Source organism: Halomonas sp. R57-5 (assembly GCF_900070345.1).
GTDB classification, from domain to species: Bacteria; Pseudomonadota; Gammaproteobacteria; order Pseudomonadales; family Halomonadaceae; genus Vreelandella; species Vreelandella ventosae_B.
The window spans coordinates 744,431-765,559 of the sequence record NZ_LN813019.1 but is presented as its reverse complement, the minus strand read 5'-3'; the positions used below and the strand labels follow the sequence as shown (position 1 = coordinate 765,559).

At 51.7% G+C, this 21,129-nt stretch carries 22 protein-coding genes; 11 read left to right on the top strand and 11 right to left on the bottom strand.

Features of this window, described 5'->3' with window-relative positions; genetic code table 11:
- Positions 1-12 precede the first annotated feature (12 nt).
- The 3 genes from HALO_RS03475 to HALO_RS03465 all read right to left on the bottom strand — a co-directional run bounded on the left by HALO_RS03475 (position 13) and on the right by HALO_RS03465 (position 3,872).
- Positions 13-1,950 carry a hypothetical protein gene (locus HALO_RS03475; protein ID WP_035580930.1) on the bottom strand — a complete coding sequence of 646 codons (1,938 nt, stop codon included), beginning with the start codon at positions 1,948-1,950 and terminating at the stop codon, positions 13-15.
- Positions 1,951-1,973: 23 nt separating this feature from the next.
- Complete coding sequence (locus HALO_RS03470; protein ID WP_035580933.1) at positions 1,974-2,606, bottom strand: hypothetical protein; 633 nt, start codon at positions 2,604-2,606, stop codon at positions 1,974-1,976.
- 300 nt (positions 2,607-2,906) lie between these two features.
- Positions 2,907-3,872: a LysR family transcriptional regulator gene (locus HALO_RS03465; protein ID WP_050713041.1), complete on the bottom strand. Its 966-nt coding sequence runs from the start codon at positions 3,870-3,872 to the stop codon at positions 2,907-2,909.
- Positions 3,873-4,032: 160 nt separating this feature from the next.
- On the opposite strand from HALO_RS03465, the gene HALO_RS03460 reads away from it, so the two are divergent.
- The 8 genes from HALO_RS03460 to HALO_RS03425 all read left to right on the top strand — a co-directional run bounded on the left by HALO_RS03460 (position 4,033) and on the right by HALO_RS03425 (position 10,883).
- Positions 4,033-4,860: a transporter substrate-binding domain-containing protein gene (locus tag HALO_RS03460; protein ID WP_035580936.1), complete on the top strand. Its 828-nt coding sequence runs from the start codon at positions 4,033-4,035 to the stop codon at positions 4,858-4,860.
- Between the two features lie 49 nt (positions 4,861-4,909).
- Positions 4,910-5,566 (top strand): amino acid ABC transporter permease, encoded by a 657-nt coding sequence (locus HALO_RS03455; RefSeq protein WP_050713040.1) that lies wholly within the window; start codon positions 4,910-4,912, stop codon positions 5,564-5,566.
- Positions 5,567-5,579: 13 nt separating this feature from the next.
- On the top strand, positions 5,580-6,275 hold the full coding sequence (locus tag HALO_RS03450; RefSeq protein WP_035580940.1) for an amino acid ABC transporter permease: 696 nt from the start codon (positions 5,580-5,582) through the stop codon (positions 6,273-6,275).
- The gene (locus tag HALO_RS03445; RefSeq protein WP_269449322.1) at positions 6,262-7,080 is read left to right on the top strand and encodes an amino acid ABC transporter ATP-binding protein; all 819 of its coding nucleotides are present in this window, start codon (positions 6,262-6,264) and stop codon (positions 7,078-7,080) included. Before HALO_RS03450 ends, HALO_RS03445 begins: the two co-directional genes overlap by 14 nt.
- A 55-nt stretch (positions 7,081-7,135) precedes the next feature.
- Positions 7,136-7,855, top strand: coding sequence for a DUF1989 domain-containing protein (locus HALO_RS03440; RefSeq protein WP_050713039.1), 720 nt, complete (start codon positions 7,136-7,138; stop codon positions 7,853-7,855).
- Positions 7,856-7,876: 21 nt separating this feature from the next.
- The gene (locus tag HALO_RS03435; RefSeq protein ID WP_035580942.1) at positions 7,877-9,166 is read left to right on the top strand and encodes a M20 family metallo-hydrolase; all 1,290 of its coding nucleotides are present in this window, start codon (positions 7,877-7,879) and stop codon (positions 9,164-9,166) included.
- Positions 9,167-9,176: 10 nt separating this feature from the next.
- Complete coding sequence (speB, locus tag HALO_RS03430; protein ID WP_035580944.1) at positions 9,177-10,163, top strand: agmatinase; 987 nt, start codon at positions 9,177-9,179, stop codon at positions 10,161-10,163.
- A 93-nt stretch (positions 10,164-10,256) separates the two neighbouring features.
- Positions 10,257-10,883 (top strand): LysE family translocator, encoded by a 627-nt coding sequence (locus HALO_RS03425; RefSeq protein ID WP_035580946.1) that lies wholly within the window; start codon positions 10,257-10,259, stop codon positions 10,881-10,883.
- Here HALO_RS03425 and HALO_RS03420 read toward each other — a convergent pair.
- The 3 genes from HALO_RS03420 to HALO_RS03410 are packed head-to-tail and all read right to left on the bottom strand — an operon-like array spanning position 10,855 to position 13,772.
- Complete coding sequence (locus tag HALO_RS03420) at positions 10,855-11,814, bottom strand: DMT family transporter (protein ID WP_050713038.1); 960 nt, start codon at positions 11,812-11,814, stop codon at positions 10,855-10,857. The genes HALO_RS03425 and HALO_RS03420 overlap by 29 nt on opposite strands.
- A gap of 4 nt (positions 11,815-11,818) precedes the next feature.
- Positions 11,819-12,556: a 2OG-Fe dioxygenase family protein gene (locus tag HALO_RS03415; protein ID WP_050713037.1), complete on the bottom strand. Its 738-nt coding sequence runs from the start codon at positions 12,554-12,556 to the stop codon at positions 11,819-11,821.
- Positions 12,557-12,566: 10 nt separating this feature from the next.
- Positions 12,567-13,772 carry an argininosuccinate synthase-related protein gene (locus HALO_RS03410; RefSeq protein ID WP_035580952.1) on the bottom strand — a complete coding sequence of 402 codons (1,206 nt, stop codon included), beginning with the start codon at positions 13,770-13,772 and terminating at the stop codon, positions 12,567-12,569.
- A gap of 96 nt (positions 13,773-13,868) precedes the next feature.
- On the opposite strand from HALO_RS03410, the gene HALO_RS03405 reads away from it, so the two are divergent.
- The gene (locus HALO_RS03405; protein ID WP_035580954.1) at positions 13,869-14,789 is read left to right on the top strand and encodes a LysR family transcriptional regulator; all 921 of its coding nucleotides are present in this window, start codon (positions 13,869-13,871) and stop codon (positions 14,787-14,789) included.
- An 81-nt stretch (positions 14,790-14,870) separates the two neighbouring features.
- On the opposite strand, the gene HALO_RS03400 is transcribed toward HALO_RS03405, so the two are convergent.
- Positions 14,871-15,833: a membrane protein gene (locus tag HALO_RS03400; RefSeq protein ID WP_035580955.1), complete on the bottom strand. Its 963-nt coding sequence runs from the start codon at positions 15,831-15,833 to the stop codon at positions 14,871-14,873.
- 125 nt (positions 15,834-15,958) lie between these two features.
- Here HALO_RS03400 and HALO_RS03395 point away from each other — a divergent pair, with 125 nt between their 5' ends.
- The gene (locus HALO_RS03395) at positions 15,959-16,429 is read left to right on the top strand and encodes an Lrp/AsnC family transcriptional regulator (protein WP_035580957.1); all 471 of its coding nucleotides are present in this window, start codon (positions 15,959-15,961) and stop codon (positions 16,427-16,429) included.
- Positions 16,430-16,435: 6 nt separating this feature from the next.
- Here HALO_RS03395 and HALO_RS03390 read toward each other — a convergent pair whose 3' ends face one another.
- The 4 genes from HALO_RS03390 to HALO_RS03375 all read right to left on the bottom strand — a co-directional run bounded on the left by HALO_RS03390 (position 16,436) and on the right by HALO_RS03375 (position 20,546).
- Positions 16,436-16,894: a nucleotide triphosphate diphosphatase NUDT15 gene (locus tag HALO_RS03390; RefSeq protein ID WP_050713036.1), complete on the bottom strand. Its 459-nt coding sequence runs from the start codon at positions 16,892-16,894 to the stop codon at positions 16,436-16,438.
- 37 nt (positions 16,895-16,931) lie between these two features.
- On the bottom strand, positions 16,932-17,552 hold the full coding sequence (locus tag HALO_RS03385) for a TetR/AcrR family transcriptional regulator (protein WP_035580959.1): 621 nt from the start codon (positions 17,550-17,552) through the stop codon (positions 16,932-16,934).
- Positions 17,553-17,644: 92 nt separating this feature from the next.
- Positions 17,645-19,141, bottom strand: coding sequence for a CoA-acylating methylmalonate-semialdehyde dehydrogenase (locus HALO_RS03380; protein WP_035580961.1), 1,497 nt, complete (start codon positions 19,139-19,141; stop codon positions 17,645-17,647).
- A 31-nt stretch (positions 19,142-19,172) separates the two neighbouring features.
- The gene (locus HALO_RS03375) at positions 19,173-20,546 is read right to left on the bottom strand and encodes an aspartate aminotransferase family protein (RefSeq protein WP_035580964.1); all 1,374 of its coding nucleotides are present in this window, start codon (positions 20,544-20,546) and stop codon (positions 19,173-19,175) included.
- Between the two features lie 326 nt (positions 20,547-20,872).
- On the opposite strand from HALO_RS03375, the gene HALO_RS03370 reads away from it, so the two are divergent.
- Entirely contained in the window at positions 20,873-21,127 is a 255-nt protein-coding gene (locus HALO_RS03370; protein WP_035580967.1) for a hypothetical protein, read from the top strand.
- The last annotated feature ends 2 nt before the right edge of the window (positions 21,128-21,129 follow it).

The window sequence follows — 21,129 nt, the reverse complement described above, 5'->3', positions numbered from 1 at the left end:
TCACCCTACCCTTTAGGCAGATTCGGAGGCTTTGCCAGCGTCAGCGTTCAGGGCACGATTCGCCAAGCCCGCCAGGGTAGCTTGCAGCGCTGGTGACTTATCGAGCACACCTTGTACTGCTTTACCGTAGCCTAGCCCGGCGGTGAGTTTTTCAAACACATCGCTGTCGCCACCAATTAGCTCGAACTTGGCATTGTGCATCGCGGCAGCCATTACCTTGCCATTTTCGAGCATACCGATGCGCTGAGCTTCGATTTGCGCCATGACTTCTTTCTCGTGGACTTCCAGGTTCATACGGAACTCTTCGAAGTGGCGAGCCTCTTCGGACATATTGTCGTAAGCGCGCAGCTTCTCGACCAAGCCATTGGCTTCGGCTTTGGCCATTGCTTCCCGGGCCTGTGCTTTTGCGGTGCCCAGTTTCTCCTCGCCCATGGCCTCGGCTTCAAGGCGCTGTTCAAGAATACGCACTTCCGCTAGTCCGGCATCTTCATCAGCTTTCGCATTGGCCGTTTTAACCTCGGCAAGGGCAAAGCCTTCGCTGCGCTGGGCGTGAGCACGCGCTTCCAGCACTTGCGCTTCTGCCAGCCCGTCTGCCGCGGCAAGCGCCTGCTGGCCACGTGCCTGTTTCTCTTCTGCGGCGGATTTCTTCTCAGCCGCATCCAAATCGGCTTGGGCGCGAATAACCGCCTCTTCCGCTTCCAGCTTGGAGCGCTCGAAGACAGCTTCCGCGGCGCGCACCTCTTTGAGCTTGCGCTCTTCCGCTTCGGCTTGTGCGGCGGTCAAGCGAGTGACCTTCTGGCGCTCCGCCTCGGCGCGGTTGCGCACATCGTTAATATTCTCTTCTTCTTCCGCCACGCTGCGTTCAACCGCAATACGCTGGCTGGTAATGTCGGCAATCTCTTTGCGCTCTTCTTCCAGCGCTTTTTCCATACCGATTCGTTCAATTTCTACCGCACGCTCACGGGTTACATCCTCAAGCTCTTTCGCCTGACGAATGCGCACCTCTTCGATCTGGACGGCACGCTCGCGGGCCTTGGTGGCCATTTCAATCTGGCGCTGCTTGTTCTCTTCGGCAATCGCCAGCTCTTCATCGGTTTTAATCCGCGCGGCTTCGCTTTTCGCACGTTCTTGCTGAAGCACCTGCTCGGCTTCGGACTGCTCACGAGACTCCAGGCTTTCGATTTCACGACGCTGACGCGCCTCGGCATCGGCCTGAGTTCGCTCAAGCTCTAATGCGGCTTCACGTGCGGATACATTCTTGCGCTGAATTTCCAGCTCTTGGTCGCGCTCCAGGCGGTTGGTCTCAACATTGTGCCGGGCGGTAATCTCGGTGATACATTTGATACCTTCTGAATCCAGGATGTTGTTCGGATCCAGCGAGCTTTTCGGCGTTTGCTCTAAATAATCAATGGCAACGTCTTCGAGAATGTAGCCATTAAGATCCTGGCCAATGGTCTCAACAATGGCGTCGCGGAACTGCTGGCGCTCTTCGAAGAGCTGCATGAAGTCCATCTTTTTACCGACGGTCTTCAATGCTTCGCTGAACTTGGCGTTAAATAACTCATTAACGGCATCGCGATCGGAGGCGCGGCCTACGCCAACGGATTTAGCAACGCGCAAGACGTCTTCGGCAGTGGCATTGACGCGTAGGTAGAATGCTACGCTAATGTCGGCACGCAAATTATCGCGGCAAATCAGCCCCTCTTTCCCGGTACGATTGAGCTCCAGGGTGATCACCGATACCTTCATGGTTTCGGAACGGTGAACAACGGGCAGCACCATAGCCCCGGTAAAGTAAACCTTGGGCGTTGCGGAAAGGTCATTGACGATTAATGCCTGGCCTTGATCTATTTTTCGATAAAAGGCTTTAAACAGTGCCAGTATTGCAAGCAGTGCAATAACAATCACACTGACACTAACCAGTAGTGGCATGATCCACGACAAATCCATCTTTATCTCCTGCACCAAGGCAATTAATCGGCTAAGCCGGCTTCAAAATCTTTTTCAGATACCACCCAGTACGCATCTTCAGTCAACAGGTACTGAATAATGATGGCGCGCTCACCACGCACCAGCGCTGAGTCGCTTCGCACTTGCAAAATAAGATGGTCACCATCGATATGCGCATCGGCGCGGCCTTTCTCTTTTGTCACCTCTCCCGAGCGAACCGTGCATTGCTTACCTGTCAAACGCTGTTCAATAGGCAGGTGCTGAGCGGGGCGAAAAAGGGGCCGCATAGGGCGAATCAGCAAGGACGTGATAATAGTGGCGACAACAAAACCTAATATCAGCACGACGCCATTAAACACCCACAGCAACAGGCCTGGGTTTAGGTGTGTTCCTAGCAACAGCATTGCGAAATAGCTAAACAGCCAGCCGGTTAATGCCAGCAGCGTAATCACTAGCGGCAGGGGAACGCCGTGCAAGCCCAGCGTTGCCAGTAAACCGCCCAATGCCAGCGAACCTCCTTCGCCAACATCACCCTCGACTACGTCGCTATCGACTAAACCCGATAGCGAAACTAACCAGTAAAGAACGGCGACACTTAGCAGTACTGTAAAGATGACGGTAGGAAAGCTGGCAATAATCGAAATAAATAGAGGCATGCGCCTGAAACCCAGTAAGGCTAAACATAAGCGCCATCAATAGTGAATGCCGCCATGAGTCATCACCCTTTTTTCATTTTGCTGAGAAAGGGCTCTTATATAAAAAAAAGTCTTCACCCGACGCTATTTATTGCTCGGGACTTTAGCGCGGTTAGCGAAGCCAAGAAAACCTACAGTATTTCCTAGCAAAATCAATTCAGTCAGCGGTTTTTAAGAGATCTCTTACAAAACCAATAGCGAATGTCTTACAAAATCCAATTTTCTCGCCATGCGCACCGGGGATAGCTTACTCTGTGCCTATCAGCTATCGTTGATTGATTTACCCACTGCTAACAACTCATCTCCTTGGTACGCATCAACCAAATGTGACTGCTGCCAAAGCCTTGCTACCAGTTCCTGAATAAAGGTTCGCACGATAAGGGATGGCCTGCGCCCCGCCCGAGTAACGACACAAAACGGCGACGCGATTTCGACCTGATCTGGCAGCAGCGCTTTGAGCTCGCCCCGCTCCACCCAGTGGTTGGCATAGTAGCGGGGCAAATTACCGATAAAGTGGCCGCTCAATATCAGCAGAGCCTGGGCTTCCATATTGGAGGCATGGGCGCCCACCTGGGCATTGGGAAAACTCTTAAGCTCTTGCAGGTTGGCATAGGGCCGCACCACAAAGGGGTGATTGATCACTTCTTCTATCGTTAGCTGATCGCTATCACGGGCAAACAACGGATGCCGTTTTGCGCAATAGATTCCATGCACTTCGGTGTAAACCTGACGATGCTGCAGGCCTTCAATTTGTGCCATTTCCGGTAAGATGCCGAGCTGTACTTCACCATTGGCAATCTCACCAATCAGGCGATCAGGACTGCCTACCGTAATGTTGAGACGCGCTTTAGGGTTCTTGCGCAGAAATTCGCCAATCACCCCCTGCAGATCAAGATCCACATCCATAATGGTGTTATCGACAACACCTAAACGCAGCGTGCCGTAAACGGAGCTGCGCAGCTCGCTCATCTCGCTATCAAAATCATCAACGGAGGCAAGCAACACCTTGGCACGCTCATACACCATTGTGCCCCGCTCAGTGAGCTCAAACCCCTGCCGCCCTCGTCGGCATACAGTGAAGCCTACCCGCTCTTCAAGTGCCCGGATATGAAAGCTCACAGCGGACTGGCTCATATGCAGCGCCGTTTGCGCGCCCGCAAAACCGCGATGCTCAGTCACGGCAAGGAATACAGAGAGGCTTTTAAGATCAGCAGCTGAGAGTTTCATTAGAGTGCTCTACGTTAGTGCAATTCACATCAATAAAACGGGTACGAACATCGAAAGATAGCAGTTTTATTGTTGCATAACGCCTGCTTTACTCAAGGGGTTGTTGTTCAACGGGCCTTCGCCTTTTGATTCGAGTATCACCACCCCGAGGAGCATCCCCATGCAACGCATCCCGACGATTACCGCAGGCCTCTTACTTGGCGTTAGCTTCGCCTCTACTGCGCACAGTGATTTGCTTGACGATATTCGCTCAGACGGCACTTTTACTGTCGGCACTGAAGCGCGCTTCGCCCCGTTTGAATACATTGAAGAGGGTGAGATTGTCGGCTACTCCGCCGATATCATGGAATACATCATGCCCGAGCTTGAGGGGGTCGAGCTGATCCGTATGGATCTTCCCTGGCAAGGTATTCTGCCGGGCCTTGAGCGCGAGCGCTTTGATTACGTGATCACCTCGGTCACCGCCACACCTGAGCGCATGGAGCGGTATCACCTCAGCGCACCGATTGCCGATGCCACTATGGCAATTCTAAAACGCGCGGGCGAAGAGGGTATCAACTCACCTGAGGATATCGCCGGCAAGGTAGCCGCCGCTCAAGCGGGTTCTGCTCAACTTGAGGCGCTAGAAGCATTGGCCGCCGAGCTTGAGGAAGCGGGCACCCCCGTTGAAGATATCCGCACTTACACAGGCGTTGACGAAGCCTACGCCGAGCTGGGTACCGGCCGCGTTGATGTGGTGATTAACAGCCTGCCCAATTTGCTCGAAGCCGAGCGCACCCGCCCCGAGGTATTTGAAGTGGTCGGCACCTTTGGTGACCCGGTTTACTTTAGTTGGGCAGGGCGTAATGACGAAGAGAGCGCCTCGCTAAATGCCTTTATGGATGAGCAAATTCAACGCCTCAATGAAGACGGCACTCTGGAAGAGCTACAAGAGAAATGGTTCGGCGGCCCGATGGATCTGCCTTTAGAACTGCCAGCGGCCGAGTAACACGCCGCGCAGTTCGCTAAGACGATTCTCTTCTCTCTAAGGGTGCACCATGTTTGAGATTTTACTCAACCACTACCCTGTGCTGCTTAAGGGCTTGACCACCACCTTGGTGGTCTCGCTTTGCGCCATCGCACTGGGCTTGGTATTAGGCGTGTTGCTGGCCTTTGGCTTAACCAGTCGCTACCGCCTGGTGCGCTGGCCCTGTGGGCTTTACCGCAGCTTTTGGCGTGGCACCCCCATCTTGCTGCAACTACTGCTGGTCTACTATTTGCTGCCCGAGATAGGCATTGAGATCGCGCCTATTTCAGCCGCCATTTTGACCTTAACGCTGAATACCACCGCCTTTCAGGCAGAAATTTTCCGCAGTGGCATCAGCCATATTCCCGCTGGGCAAATCGAAGCAGCGCGTATGGCGGGTATCTCCGCATGGCAAACCCGCAGGCGCATTATCATGCCCCAGGTGTTTCGTCTTACCTTGCCGCCGTTAACCAACGAGATCATTACCATTCTCAAAAATTCATCGCTGATCTCGGTGATTGCGGTTACTGAGCTAATGCGGGTGAGCGAGCAAATCGCTTCGCGCMCTTTTCAGCCACTGGAAACCTATCTTGCCGCTGCCGTGCTTTATCTTGCCGTCAATCTTGTGCTGGCACGAATCAGCGCTTACTTAGAACGCCGCATGGCCGGCGGCCTAGCCACCGAATAGGGGAGTGTCCGCTATGTTAGATATTGCCCTGCTATGGGAAGCACGTGGCCTGATTCTGCAAGGCTTGTGGAATACGCTATGGATCTGTTTTTTAGGCTGCCTGCTGGCACTTTCGCTCGGTCTGGTACTCGCAGCGCTACGCTTAGCTAACCCACGCCTTTTCGGTTACCCGGTGGCCTGTTATGTGGAGGTTTGCCGCGGCACGCCGCTGCTGATCCTGCTGTTTTTACTTTATTACGGTGGCCCCAGTATTGGCCTGCGGTTGGATGCCGAGATTGCTGGAGTCGCCGGCATTGGCTTGTATGGCGCAGGATACTTTGCGGAAATTTATCGTGGTGGCTTCAAGTCGATTGCTAAAGGCCAACTTGAGGCAGCACGCATGCTGGGGATCTCCCCTTGGCACACGCTAATTCGTATTCAGATTCCCCAAATGGCTCGTTTAATCATTCCTCCGAGTACCAACCAGCTGATTATTTTGGTGAAAGAGTCCGCCCTGATCTCAATCATCTCAGTGGACGACCTCACCAAAAACGCTACCACCATCGTTAACCAAACCTTTCAGGTGATCGAGCCCTATCTGGCGGTCGCCCTACTCTATTGGTTAATGATCGAACTCATCGCCCGGGGAGGCTATGCGCTGGAAAAACGCTTAGCCAATCGTCAACCGCGCCAAGCTGCCCAACCAGGAGCGACCCATGCCAACGGCTGAAACACACTTGCCCGCATCCTCTTCCCGTCAAAAAGCGATGGTTGAAGCACACGGCATCAGCAAACAGTTCGGCGACTTGGAAGTGCTGACCAACATCGACTTCAGCCTTACGCCGTCCGAGGTGGTCTGCGTCATTGGCCCTTCCGGTTCCGGCAAATCAACGCTGCTGCGCTGCCTGGCATTTTTAGAGCCCTACGATCACGGCAGCGTCTACATCGACGGCCAGCTGTTGGGCTATGAAGACCGCGGCGGTAAACGCGTTCGTACCAGTGAAAAGCGCGTCGATGAAGTGCGCGCCCCGGTGGGCATGGTGTTCCAACACTTTCATCTCTGGCCCCATCGTACCGCGCTGGAGAACGTCACCGAAGCGCTGCGCTTGGTGAATGGCCTGTCACGCCAAGATGCAGACATTGAAGGCATGGCTATGCTCGAGCAGGTTGGGCTTGCCGATCGCGCGGGTCACTTTCCTGAGAGCCTTTCCGGTGGCCAGAAACAACGTGTGGCCATCGCCCGGGCGCTCGCTATGAAACCCCGAGTGATGTTCTTTGATGAACCCACCTCGGCGCTTGACCCAGAACTAGTGGGCGAAGTGCTTGATGTAATGAAAACGCTGGCCAGCGACGGCATGACCATGGTGATCGTTACCCACGAAATGGGCTTCGCCGCCAAAGTGGCCGACCGAGTGATCTTTATGGATCAAGGCCGGGTAGTCGAAAGCGGCCCGCCCGCCACGCTGTTTCGCCAGCCGAAAAGCGAGCGCCTGCAACAGTTTTTGAATACCTGGCGCGAGCGCCATATTGACTGATTCGACTTACATGTACCGATTAGCTAACACCACGACAACACACCTGGAGATTCAAATGAGTACTGACACACGCTTTGACCACGCTCGCATTGAGCAACTGCCGCGCAGTAACAGCGAGCCCTGCGGTCACAACCACAGCTTAGACAACCCCATCTCCCCTGATGGCACGCCAGTGCTCGGCGAGCGCTACGAAGTTGCTGCCCGTGGCGGGCGAGCGGTACGCTTAAAAGCAGGGCAAACCATCCGCATTATTAACACCCATGGCACTCAAGTGTGCGACACCTGGGCGTTTAGCACCGATAACACCAACGAGTTCATGTCCTGGGAACACGGGCGCGCCTGGTTGAGCGCGCTGATTCCCCAGGTAGGCGATCCGCTAATCAGTAACCGCCGCCGCCCGATCATGACCCTCACAGCTGATACCTCGCCGGGTATTCACGACACGTTAATGGCGGCCTGCGACCTGTTCCGATATATGACCCTGGGTGTCGAGGGCTATCATGATAGCTGCGCCGACAACCTGCGCTTAGCCATGAAGGCGATTGGCGTTGACACCCCCGAGGTGCCCCAGCCGCTCAATCTATGGATGAATATTCCCGTTAATGAGCAGATGAAAGTCGACTGGTGCCCGCCGGTGTCTAACGCTGGCGACTATGTTGAACTACGCGCCGAGATGGACTGTATTGTGGTCATGTCCGCCTGCCCACAGGACATAATCCCTATCAACGGAGCGGACTGTGTGCCTGTCGAGTTGCATTTCGAAGTTTACGAATAACAAACACCTGTGGAGAGCCTGATGCAGAGCCACACCAATCACCCTACCGATGGATCCCCCACAGATCTGGCGTCAATCGCCGCTGCGGTAAAACCGGCGCGTTTAGCTAATGACTTGGCAACGGCAGCCCAATTTGGCGCTCGCTCGGATGGCGGTGTGGCACGCCTCGCGCTTGATGACAGCGATACCCGCGCGAGGCTATGGCTGATTGAGCAGGCCAGTGCCTTAGGTGCAAAGGCGAGCGTTGATGCCATCGGCAACGTGTTTCTCGACATTCCCGGCAGCGACCCTGAGCTTGAGCCCGTCGTCACCGGCAGCCATTTGGATAGCCAACCCGCGGGGGGAAAGTACGATGGTGCGCTGGGTGTGCTGGCAGGCCTTGAAGCGCTGCGCGCGCTTAACGACATTGGTTTTACCCCACGCCGACCGTTATCACTGGTCAGCTGGACAAATGAAGAAGGCGCACGCTTCTCGCCGGGCACTTCAGGCTCAGCGGTCTTTTGTGGTGTACGCAGCCTGGATGAAACGCGCTTGATTGAAGATAGCGACGGCGTCAGCCTGGGAAGTGCATTAGACACCTGCTTGGCGGAGCTTGACGCCGCAGGTGTGCCACGCCGCCCATTGGCAACGCCCATGCACGCCTTCCTGGAACTACATATTGAGCAAGGCCCAATATTGGAGCGTGCAGGTGCTGCAGTGGGCGTGGTTGAAGGTATTCAGGGCGTTAGTTGGTTTGAAGTCACGATAACGGGCAGCGCCAACCACGCAGGCACTACCCCGCGTGCCATGCGTCGCGATGCATTTGAAGGCGCCTGCGCGTTAGCAACAGCGCTCAGGGAAGCCGCGAGAGATGACGAAGACCGGGTGCGCTTTACCATCGGCAAGTTCACCGTTAGTCCTGGCTCGGTGAACACCATTCCTGACCACGTCTCCTTCAGCATTGATTTACGCCACCCAGAAGCGCTAACGCTCAAAGCGCTGGAAGCCGAATTCAATAAGCTCGCTCAGCAGAACTGGGCAGGTTGCCGTGCAACGCTGACACCGCTCTCGCGGGTTGAGCCGGTCGCGTTTCCCGAAACACTTACCGCCCTACTAGATGACGCCGCCCAGGAGTTAGACATTAGCGCACCGCACTTGGTATCCGGTGCCTTTCACGACGCTATTCACCTTGCCAACCACTGCCCAACGGCGATGCTGTTTGTGCCCTGCCGCGACGGTCTTAGCCACCATCCAGATGAGCATACCGAGCTCGCCGATGCCGTGGCAGGCACGCAACTGTTAGCCGCCAGTTTGGCCAGCCTAACCCGATAAGGAGAGCAACATGACCAAGGGCACCGACGGCACTCGCCACAATGCCGCCACTGGCGAAAGCTACCTACCGCACCAAGAACCACGCTATCGCGAAATAGCCAGCTTTTTGCGTGCGCCGCTCGCCGACTCCTTAGCGGAACTTGATATTGCCCTGGTCGGCATTCCGTTTGATGGCGGCGTGAGTAATCGCCCCGGTACCCGCCACGGCCCGCGGGAGATTCGCAACCAGTCAAGCATGATGCGCAGCCTGCACCATGTCACCCGGCTGGACCCGTTTGCCCAGGCACGTATTGCCGACATTGGGGATGTGCGCTTTTCGTCGATCTACGACCTTAAGCAGGTCTCTGATGATATTGCCGCTTATTACTCAGCCATTCACCGAGCAGGCATTATTCCGCTAAGCGCCGGGGGCGACCACTCCATCACCTACCCCATCCTGCGCGGCTTGGCAGCCGATGGCCCGGTAGGCTTGATTCATATCGATGCTCATACCGACACCTGGGACGAGTTTCAGGGCTCCAAATTTCACCACGGCGGCCCCTTCCGGCTCGCCTGCGAAGAGGGCCTTATCGACCCCAAACGCACGGTGCAAATTGGCATTCGCGGCGCCCAAAACACCACCCAAGGCTGGGACTACTCCGATGCCAGTGGCATGCGGGTGATGTTTATGGAGGAAGTGGATACGCTTGGCATTGAAGCGACGGTCGCCGAAGCACGCCGCGTTGTAGGCAGTGGCCCAGTATATCTATCCTTCGATATCGACAGCATCGACCCCGCCTTCGCCCCTGGCACCGGCACCCCTGAAGTAGGTGGCCTCACCAGCCTGCAAGCACTTCAACTAGTGCGCGGCTTTCGAGGTTTACCGCTTATCGGCGCCGATGTAGTGGAAGTCTCCCCACCCTTCGACCCCAGCGGTAACACGGCCCTGCTTGGCGCTACCGTTATGTACGAGCTGCTGTGTTTGATGGCAGAGCAGGTAGGCAATGAGAGGCAATAAACTTACCAATGGTTGATAAGGAGTCGTCTACACGGGTGTTATCCATTAGGATTAATGCGATGAGTCATTTCAACCCCGTCCGGAGATGCGCCCATGCAGCTTTCCACCTGGTTGCTTTTTGTTGCCGTGGCACTGGTCAGCATTGCCAGCCCCGGGCCCGCTTTTCTAGTCGCGGTGCGCAACGGCATGGCAGGAGGAGCCAAGCGCGTAGCGCTTTCGTCGCTGGGAAATATTACTGGCCTACTCATACTGGCCAGTGCAGCAGTCTTGGGGCTGGGGGTGGTGTTGAACGCCTCGGAAGTGCTGTTCAACCTGCTTAAACTGGGCGGCGCAGCCTACTTGATCTACCTGGGCATTCGTCAGTGGCGGAGCAAGACCTCCCTTGCGGTCGCTACCATAGCGACTAAACCAACCCCCAGGTGGCGTACCGTTAGTGAAGGCGCATTGGTAGCCGTGAGCAACCCAAAAGCGATCCTGTTTTTTACCGCCCTGTTTCCGCAATTCTTGGATAAACAGCGTGCCTTGCTTCCCCAATTCTCGATTATGGTGGGCACCTTTATGGCGCTCTCCTTCGCCGTTTTAATGCTATATGGTGGGCTAGCGAAACACCTCTCCCGTTGGCTAAGCAGTGCATCACGGGTGAAGTGGGTTAATCGCATTATGGGCAGTGCTTTTATCGGATTGGGTGTCTCTATTTTGCGTTTACGGCAGCCGGTATAGTTGACTTTATATGATTAACCGTTTCTCCCTCTTTCTTTAAGGATGTGATGACTACGCTAACTAAAATCAATCCACCACCAATCATCTGTACCGCTGAGAGAGATTCATTGAGCCATATAACTGCAAATATAGCTCCGAATAAAGGCTCACTCCCCATTAACAGAGATACTCTTGTGGGAGACGTCTTACGCACTGCATAATTTTGCACATAGAAAGCAAAAAGAGTACAAAATACCACTAAATACGCCATTATCAACCAGAAGCTTAGAGAAGTAGGTATCGCAAAATCTGAAAAAGGCCGAGAAATAAACACTAACAAAATTGAGACAGTGGCAACCACCAATGACTGAATGGCAGTTAAGGTGGATGTTGTTATTGCTTTCCCTYCCACAATGCGCTTGGTCAATGTAACCATCAAAGCCCGCAGTAGCGCCGCCATTAAAATAAAGTAGTCCCCTTTATTTAAATCCAGAGTGGATCCCTCTGAACTTGTTAGCAAAAGAACACCTAATACGCTTACTAGTGTCATTACTAACAGAGCGTTCGTTATCCGTCTCTTGTTAATAATTAGCTCCGCAAAAGCAGTCAAAATCACTGACAAACTGATTAGAAAAGCGGCATTAGACGCAGACGTATGGAAGACACCATAAACTTCGCAGAAAAAAATTGCCGATAGTACAGTACCTGTCGGAATAGCAACTTTCCAGTCATCGTTTAACCCGCAGCGAAAGTCTCTAATAATGACTGGCAACATACATAAAAATGTAATCGAAAATCGAATCGATATAAAAAGCAATACACTTGTATAAATCAATGCATCTTTTGTCAACCCATAACTGGTTCCCCAGAAAATTGCAACCATCAACAACATTACCTCTGTCAATGGAATTTTTAATAATTTCTTATTCAAAGCACTCACAACCGTAGTCATTCTATTACTCCTCACGTTTAAATGCGATCACAAGAACATCTCGATATGCGACATCCTCTAAATCAATAGGCTTTATAGATGAAACTTGATGCATTGTTTTTTCATCATCGGCCATAACAATATCTAATGACTCACTTAACAAAACCTCTTCGAGAAAAATTTTATTTTGGTCGGTAATCTTAGTAGTTCCACCGGATATGTTGTGTCTACATACCATCAAGGATGCAATAAAGGTAACACCATCTCGATGCAGCCCTTCAGGAGTTGGCTGCCCTGTCTCAAGTTCATTTGCAATGATTCGGTAAGGGTGCAAACGTACATTCCAATTTCGAGATTCTTTTTCTACTGCATCGTAAATATCTGCCAATAAAATCAGGATATTAACCAACAAAGGACAGTTAATAAAATCATCTTGTAATGGTTCAAAATTACGCTCAACATCACCATTTAAGGAATTAACATCTGATGATTGAACGTAAGCTTCATGTGGCAACTTAAAAAGAAAATTTTTATTAGCTAATTTTGAAAATTGTCCATAACGGCGATAGCGATATTGACCTCCATCCGCCATATAACGATCACGGACTAAGTAGTCCCAGTGTCTTTTAAACTCAAAAACCTCTTTTTCTTTGGCATCGACAATTTTAGCTATCTGCCCGCCTGAAACAAAAGAATAATTTTTATTTGAAAGACTTCCAGCCAATTCAGCAACAACTTTCTTATCATTTTCAAGGAAATGCATGCTATTTACCTTAGGCAAAATCAGTTAACTTAAAACCACTATTACTAAAATTCACACAACGTTCTTCCGTAGTCATAATCTCCCAACCATCTCTATCCCTTATATACTTAGGGTTTTCGGCAACAATACTATTAGCTAAAGCTTGCCCTCGAGAAAGTTTAAACTTCACACTTCCCGTTATTTCTTTAGCGGCACTAGAAATAAAAGCGTAACTAGCTTTTTGCAACATACTATCCCACCGACCTTCGACAGCTTCCTGAGTCCATAAGTCATTATGCATCGCTTTAATTTTCAAAAGATCAGTAGGAAGAATAGAAATTTCTAGCAACTTATAAGCTTTCATTAAAATAGTTGCCGCAGGAGCTTCACGAACTTCTAGCACTTTTTCATCTTCTTCAAGATGATCAAACCCTATGTAACGACCAATTTCATAAGATCCTACATGAGTGTTAATAAAATCAACCATATCTACTATATCAAAAGGCAATCCATTTATACTTTTTGGACAGCCATTTTCAAAAGAAACTTTAATTTCATTATTCAACAAATGAAACTCTGGATTCCATATAGACCATATAAACAAAGACTCTGGCACATCAAAATTTTCAGGATCATCCAAAACTCCCGATTCAAATTCTCTGCACCATAAGTTTGAGTCACCACTAGCAACTCTACTTTCAAAACCCTTCAATCCTGATTTCACAAGTGCGCTTTTTTTACTCTCTCTAGACAAAGCACTAAACTGATATGGTGAACCATAAAAGCCTTTAAAATCACTTTTACCCAAGGCTCCATTCAAACGTCGCAAGCTGTTTTGAGATTGGTTAGCTGTATGAATGATTGCATCGCAACCTAATTCATTGGCAAGCTCTACAGCTTTTTGAATTAAAATAGGCCTGGACAATGAAGAGCTGACTGGATAATCCCCAAAGTAATAAGCTTGTGATTGAATCGCTCGCACCAAACTCTGTTCAGCAAAATCTTTTTTCGCATCAACTATTTTCAATTCAACATCATAATGACGAGCTATCATATATAACTCGTCTTCATCAACAGTATCGCCAACATCAACCACCAAAGCCGTTACTTTCGCACTAACTCCTTTTAAGGACTCTAAAACATATGTACTATCTAAACCGCCACTAAACAAAGTCAAAATATGCTGAACTTTATTTGACATCTCATACAAATCACCAAGGCTTTGTATTTTTTTCATTTTTGACCCCTTCCCGACCTCATCCATTGACAAGACAAGTATCCGTACGTAACTTAAAAACAACAATACGTGAAAAATGCAAAGGAAAATTGCGCTGTGGACACGAATAAGTTACTACCGCTACTGACTGAGATGGCAGTATTCGTAAAAACAGTCGAATCTGGCAGTTTTTCAAAAACGGCCAAAGTGCTTGGCGTAGCGCCCTCATCTATCAGCCGTTCCATCACTCGCCTAGAGGCCGCCTTAGAAGAAAAGCTCTTAGAAAGAACCACAAGGAAAATGCGTTTAACACCTATAGGCCAAAAGGTGTTCATACTCTGTCGAAATATGTTGGAGTCAGCCCAAATGGCAGTTTCCGCCGCCCATTCTGATAAAAACGAGATATCGGGATCTTTAAGGGTAGCTGCCCCAAAAGCGCTCTCTAAACAAGTATTGATGCCTATGATTCTAGAGTTTACTCAGGCAAATCCCAAGGTATCATTTCAGCTTAAAGTTACAGATCATCCAGTTGACCCGGTTGGAGATGACGTTGATGTATTTATACATATCACAGAAAACCCAATTGAAGGGCTTATTTCCAAAAACCTTGGAAATTGTCGTCTCATATTATGTGCCAGCACTAGCTACATCCAGGAATTTGGTGTACCAAGTCAACCCGAAGACCTCTTGAATCATAACTGTTTAAGCCTTGGAGAGACTCCTCGTGACAGAGTATGGGTTTTTAAGAACAACAATCAAAAAATTCCTATAAATATCAAAGGTACGCTGACCGTTAATCATAGCGAAATAAGAAGAGAGGCTGTATTAAAAGGCAGGGGGGTATCTATATTTCCAGACTTTGTCATATCGGCACATCTAGCGTCAAACGAAGTCACAGAGCTTTTGAAAGACTGGCATATTAGCGGCAGTTATCAAGGAAAAATAATTGCGCAATACGCCCAGTCAAAATATATGACGAGCCAACTAAAAGCTTTTATTAACTTTATAAAAGACCGCTTTGATAGTGGCTATGTATGATTTTTTTTTCAGCACGCCACTTAAAACCGACAAAAACACCATTACAGAATCACAAATTTCCCGTAGAGCAAAGCGTGGGGCTTACTGGGAACTCGGCTCACCTAGTTGAGCTACTAGCCCAGGCCAGCGGGCAATCATAGCGGTGACAATAACGGCAAAGAGTAGCCTTGCCCATAAAATGCCCACTATATCGGCCCCGAGCATCAAAATCAGCAGCGTGTCTTCTATAACGCTATGGCAAAGGCCGAGAAAGCACAGTGTAAGCGTGCTATCACGCTTACTCAAAACTCCGTTTTGCACATCCCGAATCAGCAGCCCTGCGCCGTAGCTTAATCCCAACGTAAAACCAATCACCGTTACATTAGCTGCCGAACGGCCAATACCTAATAGCTTGAGTAGCGGTAGCAAACCAAGATGAATCCAGCGCTCCAGGCCGAGCTCTTTCAGAAGTTTTAGGAGCACAATCAGCGCTAAAATAATCACAAAGATAAGCGCTAGCGTTTCAAGCTGTGCAATAGCCCAACTGCTTAGCGTTGGAGCTGTCGACAAGCTTGGTTGCCATACCAATGCTACTGGCGCTTGCAACAAACCAAAATACGAATAGAAGCAGTGCAAGAGCCAAGCAAGCAGCAAAGCGCCACCTACGCGCAGGACTAACGTAGCCCACCACGGTACGCCAGCGCGCTTGGCGACGGCCCCTTCAACAGGAATCGAGTGCCCTACCAGCATCAACGCACCCAGCACCGTTACTTGCTCGGTACTCAAGTGCATATCACCGGCTACTTGAAGAAATACCACAATGGCGGTGTACAAGTTGGTAAAGATCGCCGCCGCCCACACAACGCCCAACTGCTCGGGCAAGCCGAGTATGCTCATTAATGGCGCTAATACCATTCCCAGCCAGCCGATAACACCCAAGAGCTCTAATCCTTTGACGATAAGCAACGCCGGAATCATGATTTTGAGCAACGTCAGGTACACGCGCAGCGCGTCTTGTAATAGGTGGGTTATCCAAGCCAATAGATGATGAATTGTTATCTGCATCAAGCCTCCGTTGCCATCCTTAGAACAACGGTTATGATAATGGGGCTCACGCAGAATCTTCTTTTCAATTCCGCACTAACAATCACTATTCGTTCTTTATGAGCTCAGGAAGGACATTTTATTTCATGGACGCCATTGATCGACGAATCCTTGATCAGCTTCAGCGTAACTCCAGCCTGACCAACCAAGCACTAGCAGATGAGATAGGGCTTTCACCCTCCGCCTGCTTAAAGCGCGTTAATCGATTACGCGACGCTGGAATCATTGAGCAGGAGGTAGCACTACTCAATCCTGACGCCTTGGGGCAGTGCTTGCACATGGTGGTAGAAGTCACCATGGAGAGGGATAACAAATCACTCTACCAGCGTTTTTTAACAACAGCGCTGAGCGCCCCTGAAGTGAAGCAGTGCTATCAGGTAACCGGCGAGTGTGATTTTGTATTGATCGTGACAGTCGCTGATTTAGATGAATACGACAGCTTTTGTGATCGCGTGCTTTATGGCGACGACAACCTGCGCAAGTTCCGCACGCTTCTGTCGCGTAAGCGGCATAAGTTTGATACGTCGGTACCGATGGGAAGCTTGCTCTCTACATAACGAGATTTACTCTGCTGGGGCGATGGGGTACTTCTGCCAGCCAGTTGGCGGCTCATCTCCCAGCCAGTGCGCAAGTACCGCCTGGCTTGCCGGAAATAACGGAGCAGGCAGAGCGTCGGGACTGAACCAACGCCATTCAGTAAATACGTCAGGCTCAAGCACGAATGCTTCAGCTTCCTGCTTCACCTTGGCGAGCACTGCTCCTGTCACGACAGAGACTGCGCTATTCAAGTGCTGGGTTATTGCCAGCAGCTGCAGACGTTGCAGCTCGGAAATCCCCGTTTCTTCTGCAATTTCGCGAACAGCAGCCATCTCAAATGACTCCCCCGCATCAACATGGCCACCTGGCAAGCACCAGCTTGGCGATTCACCGGGCTTATCGCGGTACCCAAGCAGCACTGCTCCGTCAGGCCGGATAAGAATAGCGCCAACACCGATAATAGGCTGTCCGATACTGTCCATCATTAACCCTTTTCCAGATCAGCTAGAGCACATAGGTAACTTAAGCCGTCAGCCCAATCCCGCGCAATATCACCGAGGTGACCGACTGTACAGCTTTTTCGAACTGCAGGTCATCCAGCGGTTGGTCGTCGTTGAGCAGATAGATTTGGTAGTCAAAGTCAGCGTAGTGCTGGGTGGAGGCCCAGATCATATAGAGCAAGTAGGAAGGCTCGACGGGGTTGATCTGCCCGGACTCCACCCATTCGCGAATTTTTGACTCTTTAAGCTTGGCCCATTCGTAGAGGTTGTCACGCAGGCGCTCTTTAAGAATAGGCGCGCCCTGCATCACCTCGGCTGCCCATATTTTTGAGCCATGAGCGCGATTGCGAGAGTGGTTCATCTTGGCGCGGATATAAGTGGAGAGCACCACGCGGGGGTCATCGTAGAGCTCGAAGCAGAGCGCATCCTGCTTCCATACTTCTAAAAGCTCCAGTAACACATCCTGGTACAAGGCTTTTTTGGTGGAGAAGTAGTAGTGCACGTTGGACTTGGGAATATCGGCCAACTGGGCGATTTCACCCATAGAGGCACCGGCGTAGCCTTTTTCGGCAAATAGCTGCTCCGCGGCTAAGAGAATCTTCTTAACGTTGGTCTGGCGAATTTCGTCCTGGGTTCTTGCCACGCTGCACTCGTTCCTTACGTCGAAGATAGGCACTAAAAAAGCACCGTCGCAGGGCGACGGTGCTGAGAAGATGTCCTATTTACCCTAGAACGTCAACTTTGATTGGCGGGAAACGAGAACTCTGCTCGCGTCGCTTCGCTAACCGATGGCCAGCGCTGGGAAACCGCTTTGCGGCGGGTATAGAAACGCACTGAATCCGGGCCGTAGGCGTGAAGGTCACCGAACAGCGAGCGCTTCCAACCACCAAAGCTGTGGTAGGCGACCGGCACTGGCAGCGGCACATTGACACCGACCATGCCCACTTCAACGCCATCGGTAAAGCGTCGGGCAGCTTCGCCATCACGGGTAAACAGGCAGGTGCCATTGCCGTATTCGTGGTCGTTGATCAGTTGCATGGCATCGTCAAGGCTGCCAACCCGTACCACGCAGAGTACCGGGCCAAAGATCTCTTCCTGGTAGATGCGCATCTCAGCGGTGACGTTATCGAACAGGCAGCCACCCACAAAGTAGCCTTCCTCGTAGCCTGCGACTTGCAGATCACGACCATCAGCGACCAGCGTTGCTCCAGCGCTTACACCATCTTCGATAAAACTGAGCACTTTAGCGCGGTGCTCGGCGGTCACCAGCGGGCCCATATCCAGATCTTTTTTGGTGCCGGGGCCAACTTTCAGTTGGGCGATTTTAGGCAGCATGGTTTCGACGAGGCGATTGGCCGTTTCATCACCGACGCACACCGCGACCGAGATCGCCATGCAGCGCTCGCCGCAACTGCCAAACGCTGCGCCCATTAAGGTATTGGCGGCGTTTTCCAGGTCGGCATCGGGCAGCACAACGGCGTGGTTTTTCGCCCCGCCCAAGGCCTGAACCCGTTTGCCAGCAGCGGAGCCACGGCTATAGATCGCTTCCGCTACCGGCGTAGAGCCAACAAAGGAAATGGCTTTTACGGCCTTGGCGTCCAGCAGCGTTTCTACCGCTTCGCGCCCGCCGTGAATCACATTCATCACGCCTTTGGGTAGCCCGGCTTCTTGCAGCAGTTCAGCCACCGCCATCGCCGCTGAAGGGTCTTTCTCTGAAGGTTTGAGGATAAAGGTGTTGCCGCAGGCAATTGCCATGGGGTACATCCACAGCGGCACCATAGCGGGGAAGTTAAACGGGGTAATGCCCGCCACTACGCCTAACGGCTGAAAGTTAGACCAAGCATCAATACCTGGACCTACGTTGTGTGAGTACTCGCCTTTGAGCAGTTCCGGTACGCCGCAGGCATACTCGACGTTCTCAATGCCACGCTTGAGTTCACCCATGGCGTCTTCCGGAGTTTTGCCATGCTCTTCGCTAACCAGTTGCACCAAGCGGTTAGCATTATCTTCGAGCAACTGCTTAAAGCGGTACATCACCTGGGCGCGCTTGGCGGGCGGGGTATCGCGCCAAGCGGGAAATGCCGCCTGGGCAGCGGCAATTGCACGCTCTACGTCAGCGGCATCAGCGTCAGCCACTTGGCGAATCACCTTGCCCGTTGAGGGGTTGGTGACATCCAGCGTGCGCTGGCTTTGAACTAATTCACCGTTAATCAGGTGGGAAACATTACTCATATTTAAACTCTCTGAAGTTTAGATCAGTCACTTATGCCAACGAATCCAAGGTGGTCGCCACCGCGTCGAACAGCCGCTCTAGCTCGGCCTCGGTGGTGCCAAAGGGCGGGCCAAACTGTAGGGTGTCGCCGCCGTAGCGCACATAAAAGCCCGCTTCCCAGAGCGCCATATGCGCATCGCGGGGACGAATCGTTGGGTCGCCATCGCGGGGCGTTAGCTGAATCGCCCCGGCCAAGCCGTAGTTACGAATATCGACGACATGATTGCGACCTTTTAGAGCGTGCAGCTTCTGCTCAAAGGTAGGCGCGATAGCGCTAACCTGGGCGGGGAAGTTCTCATGCTCCATCATTTCTAGAGCGGCCAATCCCGCAGCGCAGGCCACCGGGTGGGCGCTGTAGGTGTAGCCATGGGGAAATTCAACGGCGTGCTGGGGGCCGCCTGCATGCATAAAGGTGTCGAAAATCTCGCTGGAAGCGATCACAGCACCCATGGGGATGGCACCGTTAGTGATCTGCTTAGCTACGTTCATGATATCCGGCGTTACGCCAAAGGCTTCAGCGCCGGTAGTCGCGCCGCTGCGCCCAAAGGCGGTAATCACTTCGTCAAAGATCAGCAGAATATCGTGGGCAGTACAGATCTCGCGCAGCCGATCCAGATAGCCTTTTGGCGGCACGATCACGCCCGCCGAACCGGACATCGGCTCGACAATCACTGCGGCAATGGTGGAGGCATCATGGAGAGCGATTTGATCGAGCAATGCATCGGCAAGCTCGGCACCGGTTTCCGCTTGACCACGAGTGTAGGCGTGACCCGCCTGAAGGGTATGCGGCAGATGTGTTACGTCCATCAACTGGCCGTAGTGTTTACGATTACCACCGATACCACCCAGGCTGGTACCGCCAATATTCACCCCATGATAGCCCTTGGCGCGGCCGATCATGCGGGTCTTCTCAGGTTTACCTTTTAGCCGCCAGTAAGCCTTGGCCATTTTGACCGAGGTATCCGCCGCTTCTGAGCCCGAGTTGGTAAAGAACACATGATCCAAGCCGGCGGGCGTCAGGCTGGCAACCTTTTCCGCCAGCTTGAACGCCAACGGATGGGCAAGCTGAAAACCGGGAGCAAAGTCGAGGGTGCCGAGCTGTGCCGCCACGGCTTTTTGAATCTCTTCGCGGTTATGGCCCGCGCCGCATGTCCACAGGCCTGAAAGCGAATCGAACAGCTTACGGCCTTGATCATCAATGTAATAGCGCCCTTCCGCCCCGGTAATCACGCGCGGGTTGGCATGAAAGTCGCGGTTAGCGCTAAACGGCATCCAGTAGTGCTGATTAAGAGCCGTTTTTGAAGACGTATCGTCCGAAGAAGAGTGCGAAGCTTGAGGCTTCGTTTTGCTTTTTATTCCAAACATGGTGTCCAGCTCCATCGCTATAGGTCATTGCCTCAGCATGCGCCACCGAACACGTTTATAAAATTACGCTTTTCTTTTGTTCACGTTAGAAAAACCATACGTAACAGGCCCCCTGTTGATTCCCCTCGTCCTTGACGTGGGTTAAAAAAACACCTAATCATTATATTTATACGAATAAATACAACAAATCAGTGGAACACGCCCAAACAGTGCTCGGCACCGATAACACAGCTTTCAAGAGGCTCCGTTATTGGCCACCGCGTGCTGGAAACACTGCTCACAAATTCAATACAAACAGTTCAATATAACCCAAGGGCTAAATCGCTATGAAATATTTAACCCCGCTCAAGCTATCGATTTATGGCGGCATGCTTTTCAGTTTCTTTATGCTGGAAAGCCCCATCATTATGCTGGCTAACCGCATAGAGCCCATGTTGATGGGCATCCCCTTTCTGTTGGTTTGGAACCTGTTTTGGTGGTTTGCGTTAACGGCACTGTTTTTGGTGGCCTATTTCACCAATTGGGGCAGCCCCGAACCAACAACTGCTCACGCCACTCAACAGCCATCGCAAGGGGATTAATC

Coding starts and splice junctions, on each gene's coding strand:
- HALO_RS03465 (WP_050713041.1), bottom strand. CDS start 3,872: ATGAAACTCTCAGCTGCTGATCTTAAAAGCCTCTCTGTATTCCTTGCC.
- speB (WP_035580944.1), top strand. CDS start 9,177: ATGACCAAGGGCACCGACGGCACTCGCCACAATGCCGCCACTGGCGAA.
- HALO_RS03460 (WP_035580936.1), top strand. CDS start 4,033: ATGCAACGCATCCCGACGATTACCGCAGGCCTCTTACTTGGCGTTAGC.
- HALO_RS03370 (WP_035580967.1), top strand. CDS start 20,873: ATGAAATATTTAACCCCGCTCAAGCTATCGATTTATGGCGGCATGCTT.
- HALO_RS03475 (WP_035580930.1), bottom strand. CDS start 1,950: ATGGATTTGTCGTGGATCATGCCACTACTGGTTAGTGTCAGTGTGATT.
- HALO_RS03375 (WP_035580964.1), bottom strand. CDS start 20,546: ATGTTTGGAATAAAAAGCAAAACGAAGCCTCAAGCTTCGCACTCTTCT.
- HALO_RS03470 (WP_035580933.1), bottom strand. CDS start 2,606: ATGCCTCTATTTATTTCGATTATTGCCAGCTTTCCTACCGTCATCTTT.
- HALO_RS03435 (WP_035580942.1), top strand. CDS start 7,877: ATGCAGAGCCACACCAATCACCCTACCGATGGATCCCCCACAGATCTG.
- HALO_RS03395 (WP_035580957.1), top strand. CDS start 15,959: ATGGACGCCATTGATCGACGAATCCTTGATCAGCTTCAGCGTAACTCC.
- HALO_RS03415 (WP_050713037.1), bottom strand. CDS start 12,556: ATGCATTTCCTTGAAAATGATAAGAAAGTTGTTGCTGAATTGGCTGGA.
- HALO_RS03440 (WP_050713039.1), top strand. CDS start 7,136: ATGAGTACTGACACACGCTTTGACCACGCTCGCATTGAGCAACTGCCG.
- HALO_RS03390 (WP_050713036.1), bottom strand. CDS start 16,894: ATGATGGACAGTATCGGACAGCCTATTATCGGTGTTGGCGCTATTCTT.
- HALO_RS03445 (WP_269449322.1), top strand. CDS start 6,262: ATGCCAACGGCTGAAACACACTTGCCCGCATCCTCTTCCCGTCAAAAA.
- HALO_RS03410 (WP_035580952.1), bottom strand. CDS start 13,772: ATGAAAAAAATACAAAGCCTTGGTGATTTGTATGAGATGTCAAATAAA.
- HALO_RS03380 (WP_035580961.1), bottom strand. CDS start 19,141: ATGAGTAATGTTTCCCACCTGATTAACGGTGAATTAGTTCAAAGCCAG.
- HALO_RS03450 (WP_035580940.1), top strand. CDS start 5,580: ATGTTAGATATTGCCCTGCTATGGGAAGCACGTGGCCTGATTCTGCAA.
- HALO_RS03425 (WP_035580946.1), top strand. CDS start 10,257: ATGCAGCTTTCCACCTGGTTGCTTTTTGTTGCCGTGGCACTGGTCAGC.
- HALO_RS03400 (WP_035580955.1), bottom strand. CDS start 15,833: ATGCAGATAACAATTCATCATCTATTGGCTTGGATAACCCACCTATTA.